Raw genomic sequence first — 26492 nt, forward strand, 5'->3', positions numbered from 1 at the left:
GGCGGTCCACGCTGCGGAAGCGGCCGGCTTCGTCGGCATGGCTGATCCACACCTTGCCCATTTGCAGGTCAACCACATCGCCTTCTTCCAGGTAGACGATCTGGTCGGTCACACCGGCCAGGGCCATGGCGTCGCTGGCCAGGAAGTGGTCGCCGGCGCTGTCGCCCGCGCCCACGCCCAGCACCAGGGGCGAGCCCTCGCGGGCGGCGATCACGCGGTGGGGTTCATCGCGGCAGAACACGGCGATGGCATAGGCGCCCTTGAGGCGGGGCAGGGCGGCCTGCACGGCGTCCAGCAGATCGCCGTTGTAGAGGTGGTCCACCAGATGGGCAATCACCTCGGTGTCGGTCTGGCTGCTGAAGGTATAGCCCTTGGCCTTGAGCTCGGCGCGCAGCTCCTCGTGGTTCTCGATGATGCCGTTGTGCACCAGGGCAATGCGGCCGGCGCTGGCGCTGTTGGCCTCGGCGCCGGGGCCGTGGGAGAAGTGCGGGTGGGCGTTGTGCACGGCCGGGGCGCCATGGGTGGCCCAGCGGGTCTGGGCGATGCCGGTGCCGGCGGCAATGCCGTCCTCGTCCACCGCGGTGTTCAGCTCGGCCACGCGTGAGGTGCTGCGGGCGCGCGTGAGCTCGCCCGACTGGTGCACGGCCACACCGCAGGAGTCGTAGCCGCGGTACTCCAGGCGCTTGAGGCCTTCGATCAGGATGGGGACGATATTGCGCTGACTGACCGCGCCGACGATGCCACACATGGTTTGCTGCTCCCTGCTATGCCTTGGGGTCCGGAAGCCGGAGCGACGGAGTGCCCCGGGAATGGCTCGCATCCTAGGCAGGCGGCAAAATCTTTTGCTTTCAAAATATCGCTAGAAATGAAATATTCTGACGATGATTGGTGGCGATGAAATAATGCGAAAAAAGTAATTCAGAAATGAAATTTTCTATCGATCTTGATCCCACCGACTTGCGGCTGCTGGAGCTCCTGCAGCAGGACGCCGCGCTCAGCAACCAGGAGTTGGCGGCGCGCGCCCATGTTTCGCCGGCCACCTGCCTGCGGCGGGTGCGGCGTCTGGTGGAGGCCGGCGTGATCGAGCGGCGCGTGGCCCTGCTCTCGCCCGAGAAGCTGGGCGCGGGGCTGACGGCCATTGTGGAGATCACCCTGGACCGCCAGGGCGCCGAGCATCTGGCCGCCTTCGAGCAGAAGGTGTTGGCCGAGGGCGCGGTGCAGCAGTGCTACCGCGTCTCGCCCGGGCCGGACTTCGTGCTGCTGCTGCAGGTGCCGGACATGCCGGCCTACCAGGCCCTGGTGCTGCGCCTGTTCACGCAGGATGCCAATGTGCGCAACGTCAAGGCCTTCTTCAGCGTGCTGCGCAGCAAGTTCGACCCCAGCCTGGATCTGAGCCCGCTGGCGGCCCGCTGAGCCGGCCGCGCCAGGGCTCTTCCGGCCTCAGCCCTGCTTGAGCAGCAAGAGGCCCTTGAGGTAGTCGCCCTCGGGGAAGTAGAGGGTTTGTGGATGGTCGGGCGCGGCGGCCACGCGCTCCAGGATGTAGGCATCCACCTGGGCGTCCATGCCGGCGCCGGCCACGATCTTGTGGAAGAGCTCCGGCCCCACGCCGCCCGAGCAGGAGAAGGTGAAGAGCAGGCCGCCGGGCGCCAGCAGTTTGAGCCCCAGGCGATTGATGTCCTTGTAGGCGCGTGCGGCGCGCTCGGCGTGGGCCGAGGTGGGCGCCAGCTTGGGCGGGTCCAGCACGATGGCATCGAACTGCTCGCCCGCCGCGATCAGGGCGCGCAGGGTCTTGTTGACATCGGCATCCAGGGCCTCGTGGCGCGCGGCCTCGAAACCGTTGAGCGCCACATGGGCGTTGGCGCGCGCCAGTGCCGGGCCCGAGGAGTCCACGCTGATCACGCGCTCGGCCCCGCCGGCCAGGGCGGCCACCGAGAAGCCGCCCGTGTAGCTGAAGCAGTTCAGCACCCGCTTGCAGCCATGCTGGCGCACCACCTCGGCAAAGCGGCGGCGGTTGTCGCGCTGGTCCAGGTAGTAGCCGGTCTTGTGGCCGGTGGCGATGTCCAGGCTCAGGCGCCAGTCATGCTCGCGGATGGTCAGCTCGGTGGCGCCCTCGCCGGCCAGCCAGCCGGTCTGCTCGGGCAGGCCCTCCAGGGCGCGCACGCTGGCGTCGGAGCGCTCGTAAAAGCGCTTCAGCCCGGTCTGGCGCAATAGAGCCTCCACGATCACCGTCTTCCAGCGCTCCACACCGGCCGTGCCGAACTGGGCCACCAGGGTGTCGCCATAGCGGTCCACGATCAGGCCGGGCAGACCATCGGACTCGCCATGCACCAGGCGCACCGCGTCGGAGGGCACTTGCAGGCGCTCGCGCATGGCCAGGGCCCGGGCGATGCGGCGCTCGAAGAAGGCCGCGTCGATGCGCTCGGCGGCATCGAAGCTCCAGGCCCGCACGCGGATCTGCGAGGCGGGGCTGAAGGCGGCCCAGGCCAGGAACTCGCCCTCGGCGGACTCCACCCGCACCGTCTCGCCCGGATCGGCGCCGCCCTTGGCGATGGCGCTCTCGAAGACCCAGGGATGGCGGCGCTGCAGCGAGCGCTCACGGCCCGCGCGAAGACGTATGACTTTCATGCCCCGATTGTCTCAGGGCCTGGCGCCGCCGCGCCTTCAGCGCGAGACCGTGCCGAAGGCGTAGCCCAGGGAGACGTTGATCAGGGGCGTGCTCTGGGTCTGGCCGCGCAGGGAGCGCCACTGGCCCACGCCGGTGCGCAGGCGGATGCGCTCCTGCTGGCCAAACTCCCACTGCGCCCAGGCCTCGGTCTGGGCCGCCGCGCCGCCGGTGATGGCCACGCCGCCGCCGCCGGCCGCACCCACCATCACTTCCGCGCCCACACGCGGGCCGCGCGCCCAGGGCTTGGCTTGCAGGCCCAGGCCGAAGAGGCCGAAGGAGTAGGCGCCCGCGCTGCCGAAGGCCGCGCTGCCGGCCTGGGCCACGCCATAGACGTGCTCGCTCAGGTCCCGGGTCATGACCATGGCCAGATGGCCCACGCTTTCCTGGCGGCCGTCCTTGAACTTCACCTTGTTCAGATGTTGCAGGCTGGCATAGACCGTCTGGGTGCGCAGCACGCCCGGCGCCGCATTGGGCTGGCCGAAGCTGCCCGCGCCCTGGTCCAGGGGCAGGCCCAGGGACAGGCGGGCATAGGTGGACTTGAAGCTGCCGGTCAGCGAGCCCATCACGCCCGCGTCCAGGTGCAGGCTGGGGCCCCAGGGCGTCTTCCAGCGCAGGGTGGGGCCGCCCTTGACCAGCCAGCCATTGCCGGTGTCGATATCGCCGCCGCCACCCAGGCCGGTGGCCACATGCCAGCCGGCGCGGAAATTTTTGCTGCCCAGGCCATAGTCCTGGCCCAGGGTGGCCAGCACCTCCATATAGCCATCGGCCCCGCCCTGGGCGGCACCCGCGGCCTCCAGCCCCCACCAGGCGCCCTCGGTCACATACTGGCGCAGCACCGCGCCGGCCTTGCCCATGCGCTTGGCGGGCGCGCCACTGCGGTTCTTGGCGCCGGAGCGTGGGCTGTAGACGCCGCCGCTGAGGCTGATCTCGTCAAAGCCCAGACCGCTGCGGCGCAGGGTCTCCACCCGGCGGCCCGAGGCCGTGGGCGCGTAGCTCACAAAGCCGTCCGAGTAGCCCAGCACAAAGCCCAGCGTGGTGTCGCGCACATTGCCGCGGCCATTGGGGAAATCCGTGTGGGCCAGGGCCAGGCCGCCGTACCAGTTGCCGAGCTCGCGCCGCAGCGAGAGCTCGGGGCGCAGCATCAGGCCACCGCCAAAGCGCACCTTGTCCGAGCTCAGGCCGCCGCCCGCGCCGGCATAGAGGCTGGCCGCGGCATGCAGGTCCGGCCCCAGGCGCCAGCGGCGCTGGGCGGTGAAGCCCACCGTGAAGATGCCGCCGAAATTGCCCTTGGCCGACCCATAACAGCCGGGGCCTATGCCCCAGTCCTCGTTCATGGCCACCAGGTAGTTGGCACCCAGCAGGGCGATGCGCTCCTGGGTGGGCATCTTCAGCGGGGTCCAGTTCAGCTCGATGGCGGCGGGCTGGGCCTGCAGAAAGCCCGGGCGGGGCAGGGGGGGGGCGGAGTCGGCCGTGCTCTGCGCCAGCGCGGGAGCGGCCAGGGAGAGCAGGGCCAAGAGCGGCAGGAGGGGGAAGGGCAGGCGTTGCATCGGGTTCATCAGACGGGGCTTTTCTTCTTGGCGCGCGGATGGGCGGCGTCGTAGACCTTGGCCAGGTGCTGGAAGTCCAGCTGGGTGTAGACCTGGGTGGTGGTGATGTGGGCGTGCCCCAGCAGTTCCTGCACCGCGCGCAGATCGCCGCTGGACTGCAGCACATGGGAGGCGAACGAGTGCCGCAGCATATGCGGATGCACATGGCTGGGCATGCCGGCGGCAAGCGCCCGGGCCTTGAGCATCTGGCGAATCTGATCGGCACTCAGGCGGCCGCCGCGCCGGCCCACAAAGAGCGCGGGCTCCCCGGGCCGGGCCAGGGTCGGGCGCTGGGCCAGCCAGGCCTGCAGGGCCTGGGCGGCGGCGGACCCCAAGGGCACGCTGCGGCGCTTCTCGCCCTTGCCCAGCACCTGGACCTCGCCACCCGCCACATCCACCCAGCCCCGCGCCTCGCGCGAGGCCTGGGCATTTAGGCCCACCAGCTCGCCCACGCGCAGGCCGCAGCCGTAGAGCAGCTCCACGATGCAGGCATCCCGGGCCTCCAGGCGCGGGTCCTGCTGCGCATCGGCGTGCTCGGCCAGCTGCACGGCGGCGTCCACGCCCAGGGCCTTGGGCAGGGGCTTGGCGGCCTTGGGCGCGCGCAGGCCGTCAATCGGGTTGTGGCTCACCAGGCGCTCGCCGCCCAGCCAGCGGTAGAGGCCGCGCCAGGCCGAGAGCTCCAGGGCCAGGCTGCGCGGCGAGAGGCCCTGGCCATGCAGGCGGGCCACCCAGCGCCGGGCCTGGGCCTGCTGCAGCTGCAGCAGCGCCACGCCGTCCTGCTCGGCCAGATCCTGCAGGCGTTGCAGCGCGTCCCGGTAGAGGCTTAGCGTGCGCGCGGCCAGGCGGCGCTGCACACGCGCATGCTCCAGATAGCGCTGCAGGAGGTCAGTCAGCGCCGCCGCCATCGCGGAGCGCGTCCGGTGGCAGCAGGCGCACCAGGCCCGCGCTGGCCAGCTCGCCGATGCGAGCCAGAAACTCCGTGCCCATCTCCGCGGTGTAGCGGGTCGGATCGGGCGAGCCCAGCACCAGCAGGCCAAAGGCCTGGGCCGGCTTGCCATGGCTCAGCGGGATCAGGGCCAGGGATGTGGCGCCATGACTCTGCTCGTCGGAGAGCCAGCGCGCGGCCTCGAAGCCCGAGTTCACGCCGCAATAGGGCTGGTTCAGGCTCTTGGCGAAGCTCTTCACGTCCTGGCTCACCGGCTGGGCGAACTCGGCCTGGGCATGGGCCGCATCCACGCCCCACAGCCGCAGGCCGGCCATGGGAATCATGAACTCGTGGCGCAGTCGCTCCAGCAGCACCACGGGCACGCGGGCCGGGTCCTGGGTGCGCATCAGGGCCAGGGTCCAGCGGTGCAGGCGGTCGGCGATGGAGACGTTCTCCTGGCCGTTGCGGATCATCTCGATGATCTTCTGCTCCAGGCCCTTGATCTTGTCGCGCAGCATCTCGGCCTGACGCTCCTGCAGCGAGACCGCCCGCTGGCCATGGGGGTGGCTCAGCTGGATCGTGGCCAGCAGCTCGGCATGGCGCTCGAAGAAGCCCGGGGTGTTGGCCAGGAAGTCGGCGATGTCCTGCTCGGTAATGCCCTCAATGCTCACAGCGTGATCTCTCCATCAAAAACTCGCTCGGCCGGGCCCGTCATCAGCACCGGTGCCTGCAGGCCCTGGCTCAGGCCGGCCCACTCAATCGTCAGCAGGCCGCCCAGGGCCTGCACATCCACGCGCTCGTCCAGCCAACCCAGGCGTATGCCGGCCACCACGGCCGCGCAGGCGCCGGTGCCGCAGGCCAGGGTCTCGCCCGCGCCGCGCTCGAACACGCGCAGCTTCACATGGCTGCGGTCCAGGATTTGCATGAAGCCGGCATTGACCCGGCGCGGGAAGGCCGCATGCGACTCCACGCGCGGCCCCAGGCTCAGCACCGGCGCGGTGTCCACATCGGCCACGCGCTGCACGGCGTGCGGATTGCCCATGGACAGCACCGCCACCTCGCAGTCCAGACCGGGCAGGGCCCAGAGCTCGAAACCGCCGGCCAAGCCGCCCTCGCGGCGCGCGCTCAGGCCCGCAGGCTCGAAGGGCACGCGCGCCAGCTCGAACACCGGCGCGCCCATGTCCACCGTGACCCGGCCGTCCTCGCGCAGGCGCAGCTCCAGCAGGGCATTGACCGTCTCCACGCGGATGCTGCGCTTGTCGGAGAGGCCCTTGTCGGCCACATAGCGCACGAAGCAGCGGGCGCCATTGCCGCAGTGCTCCACCTCGTCGCCGTCGTTGTTGAAGATGCGGTAGCGGAAGTCCACGCCGGGGCTGGCGCTCTTCTCGATCACCAGGATCTGGTCGCAGCCCACGCCAAAGCGGCGGTCGCCCAGGCGGCGCAGCTGGGCGGCGTCCAGGCTCAGGGGCTGCTCGGTGGCGTCGATGACCACGAAGTCATTGCCCGCGCCCTGCATCTTGGTGAATCGCACTTTCATCGCTGAATTATCGCCCTGTGGCTGGCCTCGCCTCAGTACAGGGAAGCTTGCCCGTCGGGGCGCGTCTTGAAGCGCTTGTGCACCCACAGGTATTGAGCCGGCTGCTGCCGGATGCGGGTTTCCAGCCAGTGGTTCAGACGCAGAGCGTCGGCCTCGGCGTCGGCGCTGGGATAGTCCTCCCAGGGGGCCTCGAGCTCGACCTCGTAGCCCTGTCCGCCTGGCAGCATGGTGATCACCACCGGCTGGATCTTCATCTTGAGGCTGTAGGCCATGCGGCCCGGCGCCAGCAGGGTGCAGGCGGGTACGCCGAAGAAGGGGATGAAGGCCGAGTCCTTGGCGCCGAAGTCCATATCCGGCAGGTTGACGAAGGCATAGCCTTGGCGGATCAGGCGCAGCACGGGGCGTATGCCGTCCTGGCGGTCGAACAGGGCATTGGTGCCAAAGCGTGAGCGGCCCGCCAGCATGCGGGCGTCGAAAACCGGATTGCTCTGGGTCTGGTAGATGCTCACGCCGGGATTGCTCTGGTTGAGCATCAGGGCCGGGCTGACCCATTCCAGACCCACGAAGTGCGGTGTCAGCCACATCACGGGCGCCTCGCTGCGCTCGGCATAGTGCACATCACCCTTGATGCGCACCAGGCGCCGCAGCCGCTCGGGCGAGGCAAACCAGAGCAGGCCGCGCTCCAGCAGGCTGCGCCCCAGCCAGGCAAAGTGTTCCCGCGCCAGGGCCCGGCGCTCCGCGGCACTCTTCTCGGGAAAGCAGAGCTCCAGATTGCGCAGGGCCACGCGGCGGCGCGAACCTGCCAGGCGCCAGAGCAGGGCGCCCAGGCCGCGGCCCAAGCAGGCTTGCCAGGACAGGGGCAGGAAATGCAGCAGCCAGATCAGGCCGATGAAGGCGTGGCTGGCAAGTCGGGCGGCCATCAAGCGGCTCCCCCGGTCCCGAGACCGCGCGGTTGCTTGTAGCGGTGATAGCCCCAGAGGTACTGCTGTGGCGCCTGGCGGATCAGCCCCTCCATGGCCTGATTGATCAGGGTTGCCGCCTGCTCGGGCGAAGCCTCTAGGGGGATGACCGGGCCGGCCTGCACATGGATCACATAGCCGCGACCTTGCGCGAGTCTTTCCCCCCAGAGCAGCATCAGGGGCGCTCCGCTTTGCACGGCGAGCTTGGCGGCCAGGGTCATGGTGTAGGCCGGACGACCGAAGAAGGGGGCCCAGACGCCCAGGCCCTCCGGTGGGACTTGATCGGGCAGCAGTCCAATGGCCTGACCTTGGCGCAGCGCGCGCAGCATCTGGCGCACGCCCGCCAGATTGGCCGGGGCCGTGGCCAGGTGCTCGCGTTCGCGGGCGCCCTCCATCAGCGCGCGCATCCAGGCCTTGCGAGCCGGGCGGAACAGCACGGTGATGGGCATGCGCCGCCCGAAGCGTTCCGCAAAGGCCCGGGCCGTGACCTCGAAGCAGCCCAGATGCGGGGTCAGCAAGACCATGCCCCGCCCTTCGGCCAGGCGGCTCTCGATGAGCTCGGCGCCCTGCCAGCGCACCAACTCGCCGAGGGCTTGGTGGCGCTGCCAGAGCCAGGGCAGCTCGGTGACCATGCGTCCTGCCTGAGCAATGGCCGGGCGTGCTTGCGCCGCAGGCAGCCCCGCCTGGCGGACCTGGGCCTGGAAGCGCTGGCGATAGCTGGGTGAGAGGGCGTAGCTCAACCAGCCGGCGAGGCTGCCCAAGGCGTGCAAAAGCCACAAGGGGCAGCGCGCCATCAAGCGAAAGACCAACAACATTTTTTCTATAATCGGGCGGTCGCCGAGTTAATTTGGACAACTTGCGGGGCGACGCGGCTGCTTATCGAGTGATCGAGAGCCCCGCCGGGCTGCCAAGCTCAACAAATGCCGCTAAAGCGTTCGCCGCGTCTCCTGACCCAGCCGGCAACGCCGATGGACCGACAACTAGGAGTGTAAAAGTGGCGAGCAGCGATTTTCTCTTTACTTCGGAATCCGTTTCCGAAGGACATCCCGACAAGGTGGCCGACCAGATCTCGGACGCCATCCTCGACGCCATCTTCCAGCAGGACCCGCGCTCGCGCGTTGCCGCCGAAACCCTGTGCAACACCGGTCTGGTGGTGCTGGCCGGTGAGATCACGACCAATGCGCATGTGGACTACATCCAGGTCGCTCGCGACACCATCAAGCGCATCGGCTACGACAACACCGAGTACGGCATCGACTACAAGGGTTGCGCCGTGCTGGTCGCCTATGACAAGCAGAGCAATGACATCGCCCAGGGCGTGGACCATGCCTCGGATGACCACCTGAACACCGGTGCCGGTGACCAGGGCCTGATGTTCGGCTATGCCTGCGACGAGACGCCCGAGCTGATGCCCGCGCCCATCTACTATGCCCACCGTCTGGTGGAGCGCCAGGCCCAGCTGCGCAAGGACGGCCGTCTGCCCTTCCTGCGCCCGGACGCCAAGAGCCAGGTCACCATGCGCTATGTGGACGGCAAGCCCCACAGCATCGACACCGTCGTGCTCTCCACCCAGCACGCCCCCGAGATGAGCCTGGGCGACAAGATGAAGCCCGAGTTCTACGAGGCGGTCATCGAGGAGATCATCAAGCCGGTGCTGCCCAAGGAATGGCTGCAGGACACCAAGTACCTGGTCAACCCCACCGGCCGCTTCGTCATCGGCGGCCCGCAGGGTGACTGCGGCCTGACCGGCCGCAAGATCATCGTGGACACCTACGGCGGCGCCTGCCCGCACGGCGGTGGCGCCTTCTCCGGCAAGGACCCGACGAAGGTGGACCGCTCGGCCGCCTATGCCGCCCGCTATGTGGCCAAGAACATCGTGGCCGCCGGCCTGGCCAAGCAGTGCCAGATCCAGGTGGCCTACGCCATCGGTGTGGCCCGTCCCATGAATGTGACCGTCTACACCGAAGGCACCGGCGTGATCTCCGACGAGAAGATCGCCGCCCTGGTGAACGAGCACTTCGATCTGCGTCCCAAGGGCATCATCCAGATGCTGGACCTGCTGCGCCCGATCTACAGCAAGACGGCGGCCTACGGTCACTTCGGCCGCGAAGAGCCCGAGTTCACCTGGGAAAGAACGGACAAGGCCGCCGCGCTGCGCGCAGCGGCCGGGCTGTAAGTCAAGGCCTCATCAGCAAAGAAGCCGCCCCGCGCAAGCCGGGCGGCTTTTTCATGTCCGGAGGCTGCGCGTTCAGCTCATCCCGCACAGCTTCTTGAATGGCCCCAGCACCGCATTGCCGTTGAAGGGCTTGACGATCCAGCCGGTGACGCCGATCTCGCGGCCGCGGCTGCGCATCACGGCATTGTCCTCGGTGGTGAGCATCACGATGCGCACCTCCTTGTTGCCCAGCTCGGTGCGGATTTTCTCGGCCATGGTGAGGCCGTCCATATTGGGCATATTGATGTCGCTGACCACCAGCCGGATGCTGGGGTCGCGCCGCAGCTGATCCAGGCCGTCGCGACCGTCGGTGGCTACGGCCACTTCGAAGCCGTTCTGCTTCAGAAAGGTGGCAACGATCTCGCGCATGGTGTTGGAGTCGTCGACGACCAGGACATTTGCCATATTGAAAGCTCCAGAGCGGGCTCCATGCCTGCCCGCGACATTCATCGAGATATCAGAAGAACTCCAGCTCGCCAGTGCTGCTTCCCGAGCTGCCGGACTTGCTCGAGAACTGGGCGAAATCTTCGGGCGACCAGTGCAGATTGAAGATGAAGCGCTGCACGATGGTCAAGGCCGACATGCCGGGACGAGCCGCGTCGCTGAGCTGGTAGCGTATGCACAGCTGCGGATCGGGCGAGCCGAAGGAGATGTACTTGTGTGCATGGTTGATGACGATGGGCACCTGGGTCTGCTGATTGGCAAAGGCCTCGGGCGGGATGTAGCGGTTCTTGAAGGCGCCCCAGATCAGGTTGGTGGTCTCGCCCAGCATATTGTTGAGCTCGCGAAAGTTCAGGTCGCCGCCCACCCCCGCATAGCCGAAGCCCTGGATCAGGCCCTGGCGCAGGGCGCTCTCCTCGGTCTGCAGCATCATGTAGCCCCGACACCAGGTGCTCTCAATCGGGATCAGGGTCGAGACCTCGCCGTGGATGATGCGGTCGTGCACCACATAGGGCGACTCGTTGCTGACGCCGGCATTGGGGAACATGGAGCGCAGCGCGTTGAGCGTGAGCTCCACAATGCCGTCCACGAGGGCGATGGGGTAGCGCAGGCTGAAGATGCAGCGCCCGATATGGGTGCGCAGCTGCTCGATATCGCCGGTGCTCCAGGTGTAGGCAATGGCGGATTGCTCGTTGGGGCTGAACGCGCGTTGGCTGGTGCGCCGCAGGATGATGGGGAGTTCGGGGCGCTGCCTGTGGATGGCTTGGGCCAGGATCAGCGCATCACCGCTGTCGCAAGGCATGTCCTCCGCCAGCAGCACGCCAGCCAGATCCTTGTGCTGGGACAGGCTGGTCAGCGCGTCGTGGGCCGTGCGCAGCAGGGGCAGCAGGCCCGCCTCGGCACAGAATTCCGAGAGCTGGCGGCACTGCTCCGAGTCCTGGTCCAGCACCAGTACCTTGGCCTCAAGATGGGTCGTGTCGTTCATGCGTCTTCCGGGCTGAGCCCGGCCCTCGGCCGGCCGCGCACGCGGCCACTGAAGTGGAGTATCGGCACAGTCGGGCCGAACTTGAGCCCCCTGGGCCGTGGGGCTCGCAAAAACCGGGGGGTAGCCGCTATGCTGCGCTGATTGCCGGGCCTCGGGGTCCGGTGGCTGGAGTCCGCTGCCCATGTTGCCAACCCCCCTGCCTCCCTTGCGCGTGCTGGTGGTCGATGACCAGCGAAGCACGCGGCAGCTTCTGGCTGCGCAGCTGCGCGCCGCGGGGCATACCGTGCTTGAGTCCGATTCGGGGCAGGACGGCTTGCTGCAGTTCGGGCGACACAAGCCCGATCTGGTGCTGCTGGATGTGGAGATGCCGGGCGAGGATGGTTACTGGGCGGCGCGCCAGATGCGTGCGGCCGAAGCCGGTGACTGGACGCCCATCATCTTCCTGTCCAGTCGCGATCAGGATCAGGATCTTTGGCAGGGCATAGAGTCCGGTGGTGATGACTATCTGGTCAGGCCCGTCTCGACCACGGTCTTGCATGCCAAGCTGCGCGCCATGCAGCGGCTGCGGCGCATGCAGTCGCGTCTGCTCGAGCTCTCCGACGAGTTGCGCGCCAGCAATGAGCAGCTGTCGCGCCTGAGTCAGGAGGATGCATTGACCGGCCTGATGAATCGGCGGGCTTTCGACGCCCGCTTGCAGCACGAGATTGCCAGCGCCCGGCGTGATCTGCAGCCCCTGACCCTGGTGCTCTGCGATGTCGATCACTTCAAGGGTTACAACGACAGCCTGGGGCATGTGGAGGGGGACGCCTGTCTCCAGCATGTGGCCCAGCTCCTGCGGCAGACCTGCCGGCGTCCCCGCGATTGTGCTGCGCGATACGGTGGCGAGGAGTTCGCGCTCATCCTGCCCGGCACGCCGCGTTCCGGCGCCATGACCTTTGCGCGGGCGGTGCTGCGTACCTTTGCGCTCAGCGCCCGACCCCATCCCAGCTCCGGTGCCGCAGCCCATGTGACGCTGTCAGGAGGCATCACGACCTGTGTGCCCGATGCCGGCACCACGGTGGAGGGTCTGCTGCAGCGGGCCGATGACGCGCTCTACAACGCCAAATCGCGCGGGCGCAACCGTTTTTTCAGTTTCGAGATGCAGATGGATACCCTGGAGCAGCGGCACAGCGGCTGGGGTGGATTGGACAAGATCTGAGCTTTTCGTAGGGTCAGGGGCTCAAGAGTCCCGGTCCTTGGTCGATGGGAACAATATGTCTGTAGAAGTTCACCCTGGCAGTCCTGCCGCCCCCCTGACCATTCTTGTGGTCGATGACCAGAATGCCCCGCGTGTGGCCCTGAGTGCCGAACTCGACCGCTGCGGCCATCGCGTGCTGGAGGCCGACAGCGCGGACTGGGCGCTGGATCTGTTCCGGCGCCATCGGCCCGATCTGGTGCTGCTGGATGTGGAGATGCCGGGCCACGACGGCTACTGGGCGGCCCGGGAGATGCGTGCCGCGGAGCCCGGCGGCTGGACGCCCATCATCTTCCTGTCCCAGCGCGATCAGGAGCGCGATATCTGGCAGGCCATCGAGGCTGGTGGCGATGACTATCTGATCAAGCCCGTGCTGCCCATGGTGCTGCATGCCAAGCTGCGCGCCATGCATCGTCTGGCGCAGATGCGCCAGCGTCTGGTACTGCTCTCGGACGAATTGCGCAGCGCCAATGCCCAGCTGCATGAACTTTCCACCGTGGACGCGCTCACCGGCCTGATGAACCGTAGAGCGCTCGATGACTACCTGCACAGCGAGCTGGAGCTGGCGCGGCGCGAGCAGCAGCCCCTGACCCTGATGCTCTGCGACGTCGATCATTTCACGCGCTTCAACGACCGCCAGGGGCATGTCGAAGGGGATGCCTGCCTGCGCCAGGTGGCCCAGCTGCTGCGCGATACCTGCCGGCGGCCGGCCGACAGGGCCGCCCGCTACGGCGGCGAGGAGTTCGCCCTGCTGCTGCCGCGCACGCCACGCTCCGGCGCCATGACCTATGCGCGGGCCCTGATGCGCTTGGTGGCCCAGCGTCAGATTGCACACCCCGATTCACCGGTCGCCACCCATATCACCCTCTCGGGCGGCATCACCACCTGTGTGCCGGATGCCAGCACCACGGCCGAGGGCCTGCTGCTGCGGGCCGATGATGCGCTCTACACGGCCAAGGCGCAGGGGCGCAATCGCTTCTTCAGCTACGAGATGCAGATGGACACCGAGGAGCAGCGTCCGCAGCCGCCGCGCTGAGCCCAGAGCATTCCACTGACAGCGCGCGTCAGCAGCCCCGGCCTATGCTGGCGGCTTTCCTGTGCGGAGCCTCACGCCTTGCCCCCGAGCCCACCTGCCCTCGACCTGGACACGCTGCGCCGTTACGCCCTGGCCCGCAGCCTCTTCAGGCCCACCAGCCTGCCCCAGGCCATTGCACGCCTGGGCTTTGTGCAGGCCGATCCCATGCGTGCCCCGGCGCGGGCCCAGGACCTGATCCTGATGCACCGCGTGCGCGGCTACCGGGCCGGCGATCTGGAGCGGCGCTATCCCCGCCTGCCCGTGGAGGAAGATTGTCTGGTGAACTACGGCTTTGTGCCGCGCAGCAGCCTGGCCCTGCTGCACCCGCGCCAGCCGCGCAAGCCCTGGGATGCCAAGACCACGGCCCAGGCCCAGCAGCTGCTGGCCGTGGTGCGCGAGCGCGGCCCCACCCACCCCAAGCAGCTGCTGGAAGACTTCGCCCACCATGGCCGCATGCCCGGCTACTGGGGCGGCACACTCAATGTCTCCACCCAGCTGCTGGATGGCCTGCACTACCGCGGCCTCTTGCGCGTCAAGCGGCGCGACCAGGGCACCCGGGTGTATGAGGCCATCGAGCATCCCGAGGTCGATGAGAGCCCCGCCGCCCGCCGGGCCCGGGCCGAGGCCCTGCTGGACCAGGTGCTGGCGCTCTACGCGCCCCTGCCCGCCGCCAGCTTCGGCTACCTCACCAGCCTGCTGGGCTATGGCGCCCCGCATCTGCGTGCCGAGACGCGCGCGGCCTTCAAGGCGGCCAAGCAGCGTTATGCCCATGCCAGCCTCGAGGGCGAAACCTGGTTCTGGCCGGCCGATGACAAGCCGCTAAGCCGTCGCCACCAGGCGCCGCCGGGCCTGCGCTGTCTGGCGCCCTTCGACCCCGTGGTCTGGGACCGGCGCCGCTTCGAGCGCTTCTGGGGCTGGACCTACAAGTTCGAGGCCTACACCCCGGCCGCCCAGCGCAGCATGGGCCATTACGCCCTGCCCCTGCTCTGGGGCGAGGCGATGATCGGCTGGGCCAATCTGCGCGTGGAGCAGGGCCGGCTGCAACATGAGCTCGGCTTTGTCAGCGGACGCCGCCCGGCCGGCGCCGCCTTCCGCCTGGCGCTGGACGAGGCGCTGACGGGCATGAGCGAGTTTCTGGGGCTTTAGCCCGCGGCCCGCGCCGCCAACAAGGCGTCCGCCAGCTCGGCAAAGCCCTGGCCGCGCTCGCCGCGCGTCACATAGCGCGGCAGGGTGTGGAGCTGGGGCACGAAGCGCTCGATATTGGCCACGCCTACCGAGAAGGGTACGCGCTCGAACATCAGCTGGTCATTGGTGGAGTCGCCCACATAGGCCCAGTCCTGCGGCGCGAACTCACGGCCCAGCAGGGTGGGCACGGCCCCTTGGGCCGCGCTCCATTTGCTGTGCTCGCCGATCCAGCCATTGATGTGGATGGAGCTCACGGTGGCGGTGAGCCCATGCTCGCGCATCACGGCGCACACAGACTGGATCTGCGCCTCATCCAGATGCGCAAACTCGCTGTGGTCCACCGCGATATCGGTCAGGCGGCCGGGGCTGTCGGTGGCCAGCGTGGCGCCGGGCACGCGCGCCAGCACATCGGCCGCGCAGGCCTGCAGGCGCGCGAAGTTGGCGCGGCGGGTGGGCTCATCCTGGCTGAAGTCGCACGCCAGGCTGCCGTCGGCCGCGCGGCGAAGCATCACCGAGCCGTTCTCGGCCACGATGGCCTGCACCGGCCAGGCCAGGGCAAAGGGCTCGCTCCAGCCGGCCGGGCGGCCGGTGATGGCGATCACGGGCAGGCCGGCCGCGTGCAGGCGCTGCAGGGCGGCCAGGGCCTCGGGGGCGATGGCGCCGTCGGCGGTGAGGGTGTCGTCGATATCGGTCAGAACCCCGCTCAGCACGCGCAGGTCGGCCGGCGGACAGGAAGAAAGAGGCTGCATAGCGGCGGATTGTCCCTCGGGAAAGCGGGCAATCCGGTGCTTGTTGGCAGCCGCGGTGGGCGGCATGCGGCTAGAATGCGGTCCTATTCCGAGGAGCGTTGCAACCTCAGTTCCATGAGGCCAGGCTCGGAAGCCCCGACATGATCGGGCCCACTGCAACCGCGCTCACCCGCAAAGTTTGACGTGGGTGACCGTTTTCCGATTCGCGACTCCGAGCGCGTTTCCCACAGTCTTGCGTTGCGGCTTCATACCGAAGGAGCTTTGCAATGAATGCTGCTGTGCTGAAGAAGACGCTGACCGCCGACGATTTCAAGATCGCCGACATCTCCCTGGCCGCCTGGGGCCGCAAGGAACTCAAGATCGCCGAGAGCGAGATGCCCGCGCTGATGGCCATCCGCAAGGAATACGCCGCCAGCCAGCCGCTCAAGGGCGCGCGCATCACCGGCTCCCTGCACATGACCATCCAGACCGGCGTGCTGGTCGAGACCCTGCAAGCCCTGGGCGCCGAAGTGCGCTGGGCCTCGTGCAATATCTTCTCCACCCAGGACCACGCCGCTGCCGCCCTGGTGGCCGAAGGCACCCCCGTGTTCGCCTACAAGGGTGAGACCCTGGAAGACTACTGGGACTACACCCACCGCATCTTTGAATTCGGCGAGGGCGTCAAGGGCGCCCTGCCGGGCGCCCCGGGCACGGCCGGCGAAGGCCCCAACATGATTCTGGATGACGGCGGCGATGCCACGCTGCTGATGCATCTGGGCCAGAAGGCCGAGAAGGATCTGTCGGTGCTAGCCAACCCCGGCAGCGAGGAAGAGCGCATCCTGTTCGCCGCCATCAAGGCCAAGGTCGCGCAGGACCCCACCTGGTACACCCGCAAGAGCGCCGAGATCATCGGCGTGACGGAAGAGACCACCACGGGCGTGCACCGCCTGAAGGAAATGTCCGCCAAGGGCAGCCTGCTGTTCCGTGCCATCAACGTCAACGACAGCGTCACCAAGAGCAAGTTCGACAACCTCTACGGCTGCCGCGAATCCCTGGTGGACGGCATCAAGCGCGCCACCGATGTGATGGTGGCCGGCAAGATCGCCGTGGTGGCCGGCTACGGCGATGTGGGCAAGGGCTCGGCCCAGGCCCTGCGCGCGCTGTCGGCCCAGGTCTGGGTGACCGAGATCGACCCGATCTGCGCCCTGCAGGCCGCCATGGAAGGCTACCGCGTCGTGACCATGGAATACGCCGCCGACAAGGCCGACATCTTCGTCACCACCACCGGCAACAAGAGCGTGATCCGTCACGAGCACATGGCCGCGATGAAGAACAACGCCATCGTCTGCAATATCGGTCACTTCGACAACGAGATCGATGTCGCCTCGCTCGAGCAGTACGAGTGGGAGGAGATCAAGCCCCAGGTCGACCATGTGATCTTCCCGGACGGCAAGCGCATCATCCTGCTGGCCAAGGGCCGCCTGGTGAACCTGGGCTGCGGCACCGGTCACCCGAGCTATGTGATGAGCTCCAGCTTCGCCAACCAGACCATCGCCCAGATCGAGCTGTTCGCCCACAAGGACGCCTACGACATCGGCAAGGTCTATGTGCTGCCCAAGCACCTGGACGAGAAGGTGGCCCGCCTGCAGCTGACCACGCTCAACGCCCAGTTGAGCGAGCTGACCGATGAGCAGGCCGCCTATATCGGTGTGCCGAAGAACGGCCCCTTCAAGCCCGACAGCTACCGTTACTAAATCGGCATGCGCGCTGACCAGCTCCTTGTCGCTCAACAACTCGTCCCCACCCGGTCCGCCGCTCAGCGTCTGATCGAGCGGGGGGCCGTGGAATGGGCGGCGCCCAAGGGCTGGTCGGTGCTGCGCAAAGCCGGCGAGGACCTGCCCGAGACGGCCCAGCTGCGCATCACCGACGATGCGGAGCTGCGCTATGTCTCGCGCGGCGGCCTCAAGCTCGAAGGCGCGCTGCAGCGCTGCGGCCTGGATGTGACGGGCCTCACGGTGCTGGACATCGGTCAGAGCACCGGCGGCTTCAGCGACTGCCTGCTCAAGAAGGGTGCTGCCGCCATCACCGGCATCGATGTGGGCCATGGCCAGCTGCACCCCAGCCTGGCCGCGGACGCGCGCGTGCGCGCCATCGAGGGCATGCATGTGCGCCAGTTCGAGCCCGGTGATCGCTTTGCGCTCATCGTGGGCGATCTGAGCTTCATCTCCATGCTGGGCGAGCTGCCGCGCCTGGCCGCCTGGCTGGCGCCGCAGGGCCAGCTGCTGCTGCTGATCAAGCCGCAGTTCGAGTTGGGCCCCCAGGCCATCGGCAAGGGCGGTCTGGTCAAGGACCCCGAACTCCAGCACCCCCTGCTGGCCGAGCGCGCCCGCGCTGCCGCCGAAGCTGCCGGCCTGCGCTGGCGCGACTACTTTGAAAGCCCCATCGCCGGTGGCGATGGCAATACCGAATTCTTCCTCTGGGCCCAGCTGCCATGACGACCAAGACGCCCGTCAGTTTCGAGTTCTTCCCTCCCAACACCCCCGTCGGCGCCGAGAAGCTCAAGACCGTGGTGCAGGAGCTGGGCGCCCTGGCCCCGCAGTACTTCAGCGTGACCTATGGCGCCGGCGGCTCCACCCGCGAGAAGACCCTGGCCACGGTGATGGACATTGCCGCCAGCGGCTTCGAGGCCGCGCCGCACCTCTCCTGCGTGGGCTCCACGCGCGAGAACATCGCCGAGATCCTGGCCACCTACCGCGCCCAGAACATCCGCCGCATCGTGGCCCTGCGCGGCGACCTGCCCAGCGGCACCGCCACGGCCGGCGAGTTCCGCTACGCGGCCGAGCTGGTGCGCTTCATCCGCGAGACCCAGGGCCCGGACTGGAAGATCGAGGTGGCGGCCTATCCCGAGTACCACCCGCAGCAGCGCTACGCCGCCAAGGACCTGCAGCACTTCGCCGACAAGATGCGCGCCGGCGCCACCGCCGCCATCACGCAGTTCTTCTTCAACCCCGACGCCTACTTCCACTTCGTGGACTCGGCGCGCAAGCTGGGCGTGGACCAGCCCATCATCCCGGGCATCATGCCCTTCCACAACTACGCGCGCATTGCCCAGTTCGCGCAGCGCGACGGCATCGAGATCCCGCGCTGGGTGGCGCTCAAGATGGAAGGCTATATGGACGACACCGCCTCCATCCGCGCCTTCGGCCTGGACGTGATCGGCCAGCTCTGCGAGCGCCTGATCGCCGGTGGCGTGCCGGCCATCCACTTCTACACCCTGAACCAGTCGGCGCTCACGCTGGAGTTGTGCCGACGCATCGGTCTGAACGCCTGATTTGCCCCAGGTCAAAGTCGTCGGCACCGATGCTGCGGGGCGCCGGCGACTTTGCGTCAGATCAAGGGTTAACCCCTGGCTTGATCTTCCAATGAGCTCATTCGGGATGTCCCCGCATCAATGGAGTGTTCTCAATGAGCAAGAAGATCCTCGCCTCGGCTCTGGCCGCTGCTGCCCTGGCTACCGTTCCCTTTGCCGCCCAGGCACAGGCCGAAGGCCCCTGGATGGTGCGTGTTCGCGCCGTCCATCTGGATTCCGCCAACAAGGACTCCACCGGCCTGGGTCTGACGGTCAATAACAAGACCCTGCCGGAAGTGGACATCAGCTACTTCTTCACGCCGAACATCGCGGCCGAGCTGATCCTGACTTATCCGCAGAAGCACACCCTGTACGCCAAGGGCGCCAAGATCGGCACGCTCAAGCACCTGCCGCCGACCCTGAGCCTGCAGTACCACTTCGCGCCCAACGCCACCTTCCGCCCCTATGTGGGCGCGGGCCTGAACTACACCCGCTTCTCCAGCGTGAACTTCGAGCCGGCCGTGGTTGCCGCACTGGATCCCAGCATCAAGAAGAACAGCTATGGCCTGTCCTTCCAGGTGGGTGCCGATATCGAGCTGTCCAAGAATCTGTTCCTGAACGTGGACATCAAGAAGGCTCAGATCGACACCGACGTCTACTCCAAGGGCAACAAGGCCGGTACCTTCAAGGTCGACCCGTTGCTGGTGGGCGTGGGTCTGGGCATGCGCTTCTAAGCCACGCGGAATCGGCCTCGCCGATACCCGATGACAAGGGCCTCGCCGGTCTGACCGGCGAGGCCCTTTTTCCTTGCTTGCCCCAGGGAGGTCAGGCCCGATCGCTCAGCACGCTCGCAAAGGCATCGCGCGTCAGGTTCTCTGGCGCCTCATCGGTGCCGCGGCAGACCACATCGTCCTCGATGCGGATGCCGCCAAAGCGCGCCAGATGCTCTACCGCGGCCCAGTCGATACAGGCTGCTGCCGGCGTGGCGGCCAGCTTCTTGAGCAGGGTGGGAATGAAGTACAGGCCCGGCTCGATGGTCACCACCATGCCTGGCTCCAGGCGTCGGGTCAGGCGCAGAAAGGGATGGCCCTCGGGCTTGGCGGCGGGCGCCCCCGACTCGTCGGCCATGAAGCCGCCGATATCGTGCACCTGCAGGCCCAGCAGATGGCCGATGCCATGCGGGAAGAAGCTGCTGGTCACGCGCTGCGCCAGCAAGGCCTCTTCGCTCACGCCGCGCGCAATGCCCTGCTCCAGCAGGATGCGCGCCACATGGCGGTGGGTGCTCAGATGGATGTCGCGGTAATCGGTGCCGGCGCGCACCTCGTCCACCAGGGCCAGCTGGGCCGACTCCATGGCCGCCAGCAGGGCCGCGAAGCGCGCATCGCCGCCGCGCTGCCAGGTGCGGGTGATGTCCGAGGCATAGCCGTTCACCGAAGCGCCCGCGTCGATCAGCAGGGTGCGCGACTCGGCCGGTGCCTGCGCGTCCTGGTACTGGTAGTGCAGCACCGCGGCATGCTCGTTGAGCGCCACGATATTGCCGTAGGGCAGGTCGCGGTCGCTGTGGCCGCTGGCCGCCAGATAGGCGCGGTGGATGTCCAGCTCCGAGGCGCCGGCCTCGAAAGCCGCCTTGGCCGCCAGATGCGCGGGCGCGGCGCGGCGCGAGGCGGCGCGCATTTGCAGCAGCTCGTACTCGCTCTTCACCGCGCGGCGGTAGTGCAGCAGATTCAGCAGATCCGCGGGGTTGTTGGGCACCAGGCCGGGCAGGGCGGCATCGGCCTCGCCGATGATGGCCAGTCTGCCCTGGCTGGGCAGGTGCTGCACGGCCTCCTCGGGCTGGCCGATCACGACCAGCTCGAAATGCTCTACCCAGAAGCCCGAGGGCGCGCTGGGCGGCACATGCCAGTAGTCATCGGGCTGGTAGTAAACCAGGCGCGGCTTGTGGCCCGGCCGCACCAGCAGCCAGCTGTGCGGGTGCGCGCACAGTGGCAGCCAATGCTTGAAATGCGGGTTGGGCTGAAACAGATAAGGCCTGTCATCGAGAAAAGCGTACTTTTCGATGCCCGAGGCGATCAGCAGAGCCTCGTGGCCGCAGCGGGCCAGCGCGGCCTCGGCCTGGCTTTGCAGGGCGGCCAGATGTTGGCGGTAGAGCTCGCCTTCGGTGGCGGCAGAGGACGGGGCGTGATGGGTGTTCATGGCAGAGGATTCTCGCCCCTGTGTCTCCCCTGTGTCGCGCCTAGGGGCCGATCTGCACATGTCGCAGCAGGGCCAGCGCCAGCCCCAGCATGGTCAGACCGATCAGCGCGTCCAGCCATTGCCAGGCCTGGGGGCGGGCAAACAGCGGTGCCAGGCGCCGGGCGCCAAAGCCCAGCAGCGTGAACCACAGCAGGCTGGCCAGGCCGGCGCCAGCGATGAAGACAGGGCGCAAGGCGGCGGGCTGCTGCGCCCCCACGCTGCCCACCAGCAGCACGGTGTCCAGGTACACATGGGGGTTCAGCAAGGTGAATGCGGCCGCCTGCGCTAGGGCGGCGCGGGCACTCAGGCCTTCGCCACCGGCTGCCGCGTGCAGCTGCGAAGGCCGCCGGGCACGCTGCAGCGCCCGCCAGCCATACCAGGCCAGGAAGAGGGCGCCGGCCAGCGCGAGCGCGCGCGCCAGCTGACGGTTCTCCCCCAGAGCCTGGGCCATGCCCAGGACCCCGGCCGTGATCAGCAAGGCGTCCGCCAGCGCACAAAACAGCACCACCGCCCCCACATGTTCGCGGCGCAGGCCCTGGCGCAGCACAAAGGCGTTCTGGGCGCCAATGGCCACGATCAGGCCCAGGCTGAGCAGCAGTCCCTGGAAGAATACCGCCAGCGCCGGGTCGGCTGGGACCAGGGAAGTGAGATTCATGGCCTCAGCCTCCGAGCACCATACCGAGGCTTGCCCGTGACTCGGCTCACTCCACCAGGATGCCGCGATTGCGCAGCGTCATGTGGATCTTTTCGCCAATCGTCTGCTTGGTGAAGGGCTTGACCACATAGCCGGCCGCACCCAGCTGGGCAGCGCGAACGATGTCCTCCTTGCGGCCCTCGGCCGTGACCAGCAGCACCGGCATCTTGCGCAAGGGGTCGTTCTCGGGTTTGGCGTGCAGAGCCTCCAGCAGCTGGAAACCATTCATCACCGGCATATTGATGTCGCTGAGCACGAAGTGGATGGGCTCGTCCGAGGCGGCAGCCAGCTCCAGGGTGCGCAAAGCAACCTGGCCATCCTCAGCCTCCGCGATCTTGCGAAAGCCCAGCTCGCGCAGCAGGCCCGAAATGATGCGGCGCATGGTCGAGAAATCGTCCACCACCAGCAGAGAGAAATCTTCGCGTTTGACAGTCGTGACCATGCCAGCTCCTTGGCGTGAATCGTAGCGCTTGCCGAGCGCTCTCCAGCACCTGATCAGTTTGCAGGCCGAGCCACGTTGCAAGCACAAAAGCTTTTGGGTCGTCGCGCGATCGGTTGATACCCATGTCCATACAAGGCAATCAACTCTCCTGTTGAATTTTCCAACTTAACTGTCTAGGATAAAAACCGTTCAGTCACGCACAAGACTGATTGGTATGGGCGGCTCGGGCGAGCCGGGCTGTGGTGAACAAACTCAGACGGAGCAAATCATGTACGACCGGCTTAAGCGTGCTTTTCTCGGGGTGGCCGTAGCGGGCCTGGCCCTGTCCCTGACCGCCTGTGGCGGCAGCGATGACGAAGACCACCTGCCCGCGACGGTGGTGGAGGTGGCCCAGACCAACGGCTTCAATGCCCTGCTGGCGGCGGCGACCAAGGCGGGGCTGGGCGGCGCTCTCAGCGACCCCAAGGCCAGTCTGACGGTGTTCGCGCCCACGGATGCCGCCTTCAACGCCCTGGCCACGCGTTTGGGTTTTGCCGACGCCACGGCGATGGTGAACGCCCTGCCGGCTTCGGCCCTGTCCAACATCCTCAGCTACCACGTGCTGGCCACACGCCGAAGCGCTGCGGACCTGGGCACGGCGGGCAGCAGCCTGGCCACCCTCTACCAGTTCGATGGCCGCGCGGCCACGCTGGCCCTGAGCACCTCGGGCGGCGTGAGCCTGACCGATGCGGTGCTCACCGCGGCCAAGGTCAGCCAGGCGGATGTCAATGCCGGCAACGGCGTGGTGCATGTGATCGACAAGGTGCTGGTGCCGCCCGGCGTGCTGAACCTGGTGCAGATGGCCCAGGCCAACCCCGCCTTCAGCACCCTGGTCGGTGCCGTCAAGCAGGCGGGCCTGGACAGCACGCTGGCGGGCGCTGGGCCGCTGACGGTGTTCGCGCCCACCAATGAGGCTTTTGCGGCCATCAGCTCGACCGTGGCCGGTCTGAGCACGGCTCAGCTGAGCAAGGTGCTGACCTACCACGTGGTGGCCGGTCGCGTGCTGTCCGGTGACATCACCCTGGGCGCGCCGGTGAACACGGTGGCCGGGCAGAGCTTTGTGGTGCAGGGCTCGCCGCTACGCATCGTCGACACCACCAGCACCGCCGCCCCCATCGCCGCCACGGACGTGCGTGCCAGCAATGGCGTGATCCATGTGCTGGGCAAGGTGCTGATTCCCACCCTCTGATCTCTTCTTTGTTTTCCGCTCCGCTCCGGCCCTGCCGGGGCGGAGGTTTCCCCCGCTGACTTGTCTAAAGGAGTTGCAGACATGCTGTTCAAGAAGTGCTTCGCCGCCCTGAGCCTGGGCCTGCTGACCCTGGGCGCCGCCCAGGCCAAGGATCTGGTGGACACCGCCGTGGCCGCCGGCCAGTTCAAGACCCTGGCCACCGCCCTGCAGGCGGCCGGCCTGGTGGAGACGCTCAAGGGCCCGGGCCCCTTCACGGTGTTCGCGCCCACCGATGAAGCCTTTGCCAAGATTCCCAAGGCGCAGCTGGACGCCCTGCTCAAGGACAAGGCCAAGCTTACCGCCGTGCTGACCTATCACGTGGTCCCGGGCAAGGTCATGGCCAAGGATGTGAAGCCCGGCGCGGTGCGCACGGTGCAGGGCGGTGACATCACGGTCAGCACCCAAGGTGGCGTGAAGGTCAACCAGGCCCAGGTCGTGAAGACCGATATCCAGGCCGACAACGGCGTGATCCATGTGATCGACCAGGTCATCATGCCGCGCTGATCCCCGCCGGTCCAAGGGGCGCCTCGGCTTGTCGAGGCGCCCTTTTTCCTTTTTGTACATCCTGTCACGGGACCCCGGAGGCCTCGATCCTGGCTTGCGTCGATAATCGCGCCCCCTTAGCCGCTTCTGGCAGGGATTGAATGACATCGACATCATGAACAAGACCGAACTGATCGAACGCATCGCCGCCAAGGCCGACATCTCCCGCGCCGCTGCTGGCGTGGCCCTGGACGCCACCCTGGCCAGCCTGTCCGAAGCCCTGGTGGCCGGTGACTCGGTGTCCCTGGTGGGCTTCGGCACCTTCAAGGTCGGCGAGCGCGCCGCCCGCACCGGCAAGAACCCCGCCACCGGCGCCGCCCTGGAAATCCCGGCCTCCAAGAGCGCCCGCTTCACGCCCGGCAAGGCCCTGAAGGACGCGCTGAACGCCAAGGCCTGAACGGCCCGGTGACACCGCCCAGCGGCGCTCGACGGGGCGCCGCGGCTACGGCGTCTGGCCCGCCTTGGCGCGCCAGAACGCGGTATCGAAGAGCTGGGTGGCGCCGCTGCGCTCATTGACGAGCCAGAACTGGCGCCCATCCGGGCTCACCCGCACGATTTCCCCCCGGTGGCGGCCCGCCATGACGCGCCGCCCCAAGGCATTGGCCGGAAAGTCCGGCTGCGTCGCCAGCCGCTCCAGCGGCAGGGCTTCGCGCCCATCCGCCGCCAGGCGCAGGCGCTGCACCAGCGGCGCCAGCAGTGGTTGCTCGGCATCGCGTCGCGAGAGATAGACCAGCACCTTGGCCTCGGCGCGGCTCAGCGCCACATTGAGCAGGCGCAGCGCGGCCTCGGTCTGCAGAAAAGGCTGGGCCGCATCGGCCGGGTCGAAGAAGACCACCGGCGCCTCGCTGCCCTGGGCGCGGTGCACCGTGCTCACGCGCAAGCCTCCCCCTTCGCCGTCCAGCGCCACGCCGCGCCGGCGCAGGCAGTGGCGGATCAGGGCGCGCTGGGCGCGAAACGGCGTCAGCACGATCAATTCCTCGGCCCGCCAGTTGCCGCCCTCCAGGGCCTGGGCCACGGCCTGGGCGATGGCCTCGGCCGACTCGCGCCGCAGCGGCCCGCGCTCGCTGGCCGACCAGGCACCCTCGCTGCGCATCCACTGCAGCTGCACATGGCTCTCTGCCCCCACCTCGCCCAGGGCGCGGCGACGCGCGGCCAGCCAGTCCGGGCGCTGGGCGCTGTCGGCCGCCACGCGCAGCGCGCCCTCGTAGAAAAGCTCGCTGACCAGCTCGCCAATGGGCGCGGCCATGCGCGCCTGCCCGTCCAGCAGCACCCCCGAGGGCGCGGCCGCGCCCCGCGGCATCTCGCCAAAGGCCGAGCGACCCAGCCAGCGCTGGGCGCCGCGCTCGCGGCTGCGCAGCACCGGGGCCAGCTGCTGCGGGTCGCCGGCAAACAACCGGGCCCGCCCCAGCGGCATCAGGACCAGGGCCTGGGCCAGGCTGAGCTGGCTGGCCTCGTCAAAGACCAGCAGATCGAAGGGAGGCTCGTCCGCGCCTTCGGGGCCGGCCAGCTCGCGCAGGCTGCGCAGGGTGAAGCAGGCGCGGCTGGCCGTCATGCTCACCAGGCGGCTGCGCCGCAGCACCTGCAGCGAGGCGGCGCGCGAAAGCCGGGCCAGCAGGGCCGAATCGGCGCTGGGGATCAGGTGCTCGCGCCCGGCATAGGCCGCCGCATTGAAGTGCGTGCCCAGGCGCTGCACCGTGGGGCGCAGTACCTCGCGCCGGCCTTTCTGCAAGGCCTTGTCCACCGCCAGGGTGGCCAGGTCCACGGCGGCATTGGTGCTGGAGAGCAGGAGCACGCGCGCCTGGGGCCGGGCCTCCAGATACTCGGCCAGCATCACGCCCAGGGTGGTGGTCTTGCCCGTGCCCGGCGGGCCCCAGAGAAAGGCGCTGCTGTGGCGCGGCAGGGTCAGGGCGCGGCGCTGGCCCTCGCGCAGCCAGCGAAAGGGCGCGCCGCTGAGCTGCAGGCCCTCGTCCACCGTCTCGGGCGCGGCCAGATCCGTCAGGCAGTCCCAGGCGCGCGGCGCCCAGCTGGCATCCCACCAGGCCTCGGCCAGGGGCTTGAGGAAGCGCGGCGGGTACAGGCGGATCAGATGGCCCGCGCCCGGCGGCGGGGCGCTGGCGTTCTGCAGCAGCAGCTGGTCGGCCTCGGGCAGCAGGGCCAGCACGCTGGCGGCGCCGCGCTGCGGCGCGCCCCACCAGGCGGAGGCGCCGTCCAGGCTGTCGTCCAGCAGAGCCTGGGCCGCGGCCAGGCCCGGGGGCTGGCCCTCGGCAAAGACATAGCCGGGTTCCAGGCTGATGCGCCAGAGCGCGCCCTCGGGCTCGCTGTGCAGCACCTTGAAGTCGTAGAACTCGGGGGTGGCGGCCAGCTCGGCCTCCAGGGCCGCACGCAGCTCGGCAAGACTCATGAAAAACAGTGGCCGGGACGAGGGGAGGG

Annotated in this window: 26 protein-coding genes, 1 pseudogene and 1 riboswitch; of the genes and pseudogenes, 12 read left to right on the forward strand and 15 right to left on the reverse strand. The window is 68.2% G+C overall.

Translation table 11 applies throughout. The features are described 5' to 3' along the window. Window positions 1-748 (reverse strand): annotated as a pseudogene (locus ACK5F2_RS01625) (glutamine--fructose-6-phosphate aminotransferase); the annotation flags it as partial. Between the two features lie 176 nt (window positions 749-924). Between ACK5F2_RS01625 and ACK5F2_RS01630 the strand changes: the two are divergent. Next, entirely contained in the window at window positions 925-1413 is a 489-nt protein-coding gene (locus tag ACK5F2_RS01630) for an Lrp/AsnC family transcriptional regulator (protein ID WP_409862302.1), read from the forward strand. Between the two features lie 27 nt (window positions 1414-1440). On the opposite strand, the gene ACK5F2_RS01635 is transcribed toward ACK5F2_RS01630, so the two are convergent. Genes ACK5F2_RS01635 through ACK5F2_RS01665 form a run of 7 tightly spaced genes read right to left on the reverse strand, consistent with a single transcriptional unit; the run spans window position 1441 to window position 8487 of the window. Continuing rightward, window positions 1441-2625: a class I SAM-dependent rRNA methyltransferase gene (locus ACK5F2_RS01635; protein ID WP_409862303.1), complete on the reverse strand. Its 1185-nt coding sequence runs from the start codon at window positions 2623-2625 to the stop codon at window positions 1441-1443. 36 nt (window positions 2626-2661) lie between these two features. Further along, window positions 2662-4221, reverse strand: a complete 1560-nt coding sequence (locus ACK5F2_RS01640) for a hypothetical protein (protein ID WP_409862305.1) — start codon at window positions 4219-4221, stop codon at window positions 2662-2664. Beyond that, complete coding sequence (locus ACK5F2_RS01645) at window positions 4221-5156, reverse strand: tyrosine recombinase XerC (RefSeq protein ID WP_409862307.1); 936 nt, start codon at window positions 5154-5156, stop codon at window positions 4221-4223. Before ACK5F2_RS01645 ends, ACK5F2_RS01640 begins: the two co-directional genes overlap by 1 nt. Continuing rightward, window positions 5137-5847: a DUF484 family protein gene (locus ACK5F2_RS01650; protein WP_409862308.1), complete on the reverse strand. Its 711-nt coding sequence runs from the start codon at window positions 5845-5847 to the stop codon at window positions 5137-5139. Before ACK5F2_RS01650 ends, ACK5F2_RS01645 begins: the two co-directional genes overlap by 20 nt. Beyond that, complete coding sequence (gene dapF, locus ACK5F2_RS01655; RefSeq protein ID WP_409862309.1) at window positions 5844-6713, reverse strand: diaminopimelate epimerase; 870 nt, start codon at window positions 6711-6713, stop codon at window positions 5844-5846. The genes ACK5F2_RS01650 and dapF overlap by 4 nt, the downstream gene beginning before the upstream one ends. Window positions 6714-6745: 32 nt before the next feature. Continuing rightward, window positions 6746-7633, reverse strand: a complete 888-nt coding sequence (locus ACK5F2_RS01660) for a lysophospholipid acyltransferase family protein (RefSeq protein WP_409862310.1) — start codon at window positions 7631-7633, stop codon at window positions 6746-6748. Further along, a complete protein-coding gene (locus tag ACK5F2_RS01665) occupies window positions 7633-8487 on the reverse strand; it encodes a lysophospholipid acyltransferase family protein (protein ID WP_409862311.1) in 855 nt (284 codons plus the stop codon). Before ACK5F2_RS01665 ends, ACK5F2_RS01660 begins: the two co-directional genes overlap by 1 nt. A 179-nt stretch (window positions 8488-8666) precedes the next feature. Between ACK5F2_RS01665 and metK the strand changes: the two genes are divergently transcribed. Further along, on the forward strand, window positions 8667-9848 hold the full coding sequence (metK, locus tag ACK5F2_RS01670; RefSeq protein WP_409862312.1) for a methionine adenosyltransferase: 1182 nt from the start codon (window positions 8667-8669) through the stop codon (window positions 9846-9848). 72 nt (window positions 9849-9920) lie between these two features. Here metK and ACK5F2_RS01675 read toward each other — a convergent pair whose 3' ends face one another. Both ACK5F2_RS01675 and ACK5F2_RS01680 read right to left on the reverse strand, forming a co-directional pair. Next, window positions 9921-10292: a response regulator gene (locus ACK5F2_RS01675; RefSeq protein ID WP_409862313.1), complete on the reverse strand. Its 372-nt coding sequence runs from the start codon at window positions 10290-10292 to the stop codon at window positions 9921-9923. A 52-nt stretch (window positions 10293-10344) separates the two neighbouring features. Further along, complete coding sequence (locus tag ACK5F2_RS01680; RefSeq protein WP_409862314.1) at window positions 10345-11313, reverse strand: chemotaxis protein CheX; 969 nt, start codon at window positions 11311-11313, stop codon at window positions 10345-10347. A gap of 181 nt (window positions 11314-11494) precedes the next feature. On the opposite strand from ACK5F2_RS01680, the gene ACK5F2_RS01685 reads away from it, so the two are divergent. The 3 genes from ACK5F2_RS01685 (at window position 11495) to ACK5F2_RS01695 (ending at window position 14768) form a co-directional block, all read left to right on the forward strand. Further along, window positions 11495-12511, forward strand: coding sequence for a diguanylate cyclase domain-containing protein (locus ACK5F2_RS01685; RefSeq protein WP_409862316.1), 1017 nt, complete (start codon window positions 11495-11497; stop codon window positions 12509-12511). A 55-nt stretch (window positions 12512-12566) separates the two neighbouring features. After that, entirely contained in the window at window positions 12567-13583 is a 1017-nt protein-coding gene (locus tag ACK5F2_RS01690) for a diguanylate cyclase domain-containing protein (protein WP_409862318.1), read from the forward strand. Window positions 13584-13661: 78 nt separating this feature from the next. Then, window positions 13662-14768 (forward strand): DNA glycosylase AlkZ-like family protein, encoded by a 1107-nt coding sequence (locus ACK5F2_RS01695; RefSeq protein WP_409862319.1) that lies wholly within the window; start codon window positions 13662-13664, stop codon window positions 14766-14768. Here ACK5F2_RS01695 and ACK5F2_RS01700 read toward each other — a convergent pair. Continuing rightward, window positions 14765-15556, reverse strand: a complete 792-nt coding sequence (locus ACK5F2_RS01700; protein ID WP_409862320.1) for an HAD-IIB family hydrolase — start codon at window positions 15554-15556, stop codon at window positions 14765-14767. The two genes, ACK5F2_RS01695 and ACK5F2_RS01700, sit on opposite strands and share 4 nt — an antisense overlap. Window positions 15557-15640: 84 nt before the next feature. Then, window positions 15641-15730: riboswitch (S-adenosyl-L-homocysteine riboswitch) on the forward strand. A gap of 92 nt (window positions 15731-15822) precedes the next feature. Here ACK5F2_RS01700 and ahcY point away from each other — a divergent pair. From ahcY to ACK5F2_RS01720, 4 genes are all read left to right on the forward strand, one after another. Next, window positions 15823-17289 (forward strand): adenosylhomocysteinase, encoded by a 1467-nt coding sequence (gene ahcY / locus ACK5F2_RS01705; RefSeq protein WP_409862321.1) that lies wholly within the window; start codon window positions 15823-15825, stop codon window positions 17287-17289. 6 nt (window positions 17290-17295) lie between these two features. Then, complete coding sequence (locus ACK5F2_RS01710; RefSeq protein ID WP_409862323.1) at window positions 17296-18030, forward strand: TlyA family RNA methyltransferase; 735 nt, start codon at window positions 17296-17298, stop codon at window positions 18028-18030. Next, window positions 18027-18866, forward strand: coding sequence for a methylenetetrahydrofolate reductase [NAD(P)H] (metF, locus tag ACK5F2_RS01715; protein ID WP_409862325.1), 840 nt, complete (start codon window positions 18027-18029; stop codon window positions 18864-18866). The genes ACK5F2_RS01710 and metF overlap by 4 nt, the downstream gene beginning before the upstream one ends. Before the next feature lie 134 nt (window positions 18867-19000). Beyond that, on the forward strand, window positions 19001-19618 hold the full coding sequence (locus ACK5F2_RS01720; protein ID WP_409862326.1) for an OmpW/AlkL family protein: 618 nt from the start codon (window positions 19001-19003) through the stop codon (window positions 19616-19618). A gap of 91 nt (window positions 19619-19709) precedes the next feature. Here the strand turns inward: ACK5F2_RS01720 and pepQ are convergent, their stop codons facing one another. From pepQ to ACK5F2_RS01735, 3 genes are read right to left on the reverse strand one after another with little or no spacing between them, the layout of a single operon-like run. Beyond that, window positions 19710-21077, reverse strand: coding sequence for a Xaa-Pro dipeptidase (gene pepQ, locus ACK5F2_RS01725; RefSeq protein WP_409862327.1), 1368 nt, complete (start codon window positions 21075-21077; stop codon window positions 19710-19712). A gap of 40 nt (window positions 21078-21117) precedes the next feature. After that, the gene (locus ACK5F2_RS01730; protein ID WP_409862328.1) at window positions 21118-21771 is read right to left on the reverse strand and encodes a LysE/ArgO family amino acid transporter; all 654 of its coding nucleotides are present in this window, start codon (window positions 21769-21771) and stop codon (window positions 21118-21120) included. A 46-nt stretch (window positions 21772-21817) separates the two neighbouring features. Continuing rightward, a complete protein-coding gene (locus ACK5F2_RS01735) occupies window positions 21818-22252 on the reverse strand; it encodes a response regulator (RefSeq protein ID WP_409862330.1) in 435 nt (144 codons plus the stop codon). Window positions 22253-22520: 268 nt separating this feature from the next. On the opposite strand from ACK5F2_RS01735, the gene ACK5F2_RS01740 reads away from it, so the two are divergent. From ACK5F2_RS01740 to ACK5F2_RS01750, 3 genes are all read left to right on the forward strand, one after another. Beyond that, window positions 22521-23480 (forward strand): fasciclin domain-containing protein, encoded by a 960-nt coding sequence (locus ACK5F2_RS01740; RefSeq protein WP_409862332.1) that lies wholly within the window; start codon window positions 22521-22523, stop codon window positions 23478-23480. An 81-nt stretch (window positions 23481-23561) separates the two neighbouring features. Continuing rightward, window positions 23562-24023, forward strand: a complete 462-nt coding sequence (locus tag ACK5F2_RS01745) for a fasciclin domain-containing protein (RefSeq protein WP_133603819.1) — start codon at window positions 23562-23564, stop codon at window positions 24021-24023. A gap of 154 nt (window positions 24024-24177) precedes the next feature. Next, the gene (locus tag ACK5F2_RS01750) at window positions 24178-24459 is read left to right on the forward strand and encodes an HU family DNA-binding protein (RefSeq protein WP_226881867.1); all 282 of its coding nucleotides are present in this window, start codon (window positions 24178-24180) and stop codon (window positions 24457-24459) included. Window positions 24460-24504: 45 nt separating this feature from the next. Here ACK5F2_RS01750 and ACK5F2_RS01755 read toward each other — a convergent pair. Then, window positions 24505-26492: DEAD/DEAH box helicase (locus ACK5F2_RS01755; RefSeq protein ID WP_409862333.1), on the reverse strand; the 1988-nt coding region annotated here is incomplete at its 5' end.

The sequence above is a fragment of the Roseateles sp. genome (assembly GCF_046300915.1).
GTDB lineage: Bacteria > Pseudomonadota > Gammaproteobacteria > Burkholderiales > Burkholderiaceae_C > Kinneretia.